The sequence below is a fragment of the Bacteroidota bacterium genome (genome assembly GCA_034723125.1).
GTDB lineage: Bacteria > Bacteroidota > Bacteroidia > CAILMK01 > JAAYUY01 > JAYEOP01.
On record JAYEOP010000512.1, the window covers coordinates 1 to 1775 of the forward strand.

The following is a 1775-nucleotide window of genomic DNA, read 5'->3' on the forward strand; positions in this document are numbered from 1 at the left end:
CAAATATACACCAAACAGGAATCATTCGCAAATTTTTCTAATATTGTTGCCAACGACAGTCTGTCTAATAACCCTAACCACCGATTAAATTTTTGTCAAATATAAGGATATGTTTCCTTTACTCAACTTTTTCTATGGTCAAAAAAGATGTTAATCCAAAAACACAATTAATTTTTTCTTTTATATAATGAACCGCCAAGTACAGCCTGTTCCAATTTTTATAGAAAAGACCCGCTTGGTTTATGGTCCCGACCAAAAGGTGCGGGATAAATTGTGAGAGCTGCACTTTGTTAGCCGTAGTTTTAACGAAGGAATATCAGCCGCCTACTCGATTGTGCAATGTTGTTTGTTTTATACTGCAATTGAATTTTCCATATCTTTTTTTGTATTCATTAAACTAGCATTACGAAAATGACGATTCACTTCATTTATAATTCGATATGGTCTGTTAAATGCTTCTTGCGATATTTTGAAATAGTCTGCTAATTTTCTAATTGTTTCTTTTGATAATCCCTTGTGATAATTCAATATTTTGGATACTGTTCCTTTTGACAATCCAAGTATTTCAACTAAATCTTTTGATTTCATATTGTTCTCAGTCATTAGTGATCTGAGTAATTCAATTGGGTTTAAATCCATTAATGAATTATGTTCATTATCCCATTTTTCAATTAGTAATGTTAATAATTCTACTTCATCTTGCATGTTTTGGTTTTCCAAACAAACTAAATTTTCAAGGATTTTGCAATACTCATTATATTGTTCCTTGGTTTTTACTATTGAATATTTTAATATTTCCATTTTCTTCCCTTTCTTGTTATTTAAAAAAAACTTATTTCATACTGCTTCTGTTCATTGCATAGTTTGGTGTATTCTGCATGTGTTCCGATCCATTTTACAAACAAATGAACTTTGTTAGTCCCAAAATGATACCGACAAATCATTCGATAGTTGTTACCACCAATATTGAATATCACTCGGTCTGAACTTCTTCCTAATATATCTGCACTATTAAATGTCGATATAATTTCATTTGGTTCTTTCCAGTCTGCATGATTTAAAATTGAAAACCATATTTCAAAAGATGCTTTACTTCTCGCATTATTCTTGATATAATCTTCAATTTTCTGCTTTTTAATTAAATGTATTTTCATATCTAATGGCAAAGATATAAATAAAGTTTCACATAGGGAAATATTGGTGGTTTTTTTTCAATATTGCACAACGGCAGTCTGTCTAATAACCCTAACCACCAATTAAATTTTTGTCAAATATAAAGATATGTTTCCTTTACTCAACTTTTTCTATGGTCAAAAAAGATGTTAATCCAAAAACACAATTAAGTTTTTCTTTATCTAACGAACCGCCAAGTACAGCCTGTTCCAATTTTTATAGAAAAGACCCGCTTGGTTTATCCTGAACGAGGTTGAATGGCTTGGTGGTCCCGTCCAAAAGGTGCGGGATTAATTGTGAGAGCTGCACTTTGTTAGCCGTAGTTTTAACGAAGGAATACTTGTCCGTACGGATCAGCCGCCTACTCAATTAGATAGTGTTTTAAAACTCATTCAATTCGTAATTTGTGCTTCGCCCACCTGATTCTTCTTGTTTCAAAACACCTTTCTCGATTAAATCTTTAATGTCACGTAAAGCTGTATCTGACGAGCACTTTGTAATCTTTGCCCATTTTGATGATTTAAGCTTACCGTCAAAACCATCAAAAAGTTTATTAAGCATTAAACGTTGACGACTATTCAATTCTGTGTTTTTATGTTTGT

Annotated in this window: 3 protein-coding genes; all 3 read right to left on the reverse strand. The window is 31.8% G+C overall.

What is annotated here, in order from left to right:
* Window positions 1-351 precede the first annotated feature (351 nt).
* A complete protein-coding gene (locus U9R42_13270) occupies window positions 352-801 on the reverse strand; it encodes a helix-turn-helix domain-containing protein (protein MEA3496990.1) in 450 nt (149 codons plus the stop codon).
* 20 nt (window positions 802-821) lie between these two features.
* The gene (locus U9R42_13275; GenBank protein ID MEA3496991.1) at window positions 822-1154 is read right to left on the reverse strand and encodes a type II toxin-antitoxin system HigB family toxin; all 333 of its coding nucleotides are present in this window, start codon (window positions 1152-1154) and stop codon (window positions 822-824) included.
* Window positions 1155-1554: 400 nt separating this feature from the next.
* Window positions 1555-1775 (reverse strand): DUF4172 domain-containing protein (locus U9R42_13280; protein MEA3496992.1); only part of this gene is annotated, 221 nt, incomplete at its 5' end.

What these genes read in the sequence shown, in the direction of transcription:
- U9R42_13270 (MEA3496990.1), bottom strand. Translation starts at nt 801, where the DNA reads ATGGAAATATTAAAATATTCAATAGTAAAAACCAAGGAACAATATAAT.
- U9R42_13275 (MEA3496991.1), bottom strand. Translation starts at nt 1,154, where the DNA reads ATGAAAATACATTTAATTAAAAAGCAGAAAATTGAAGATTATATCAAG.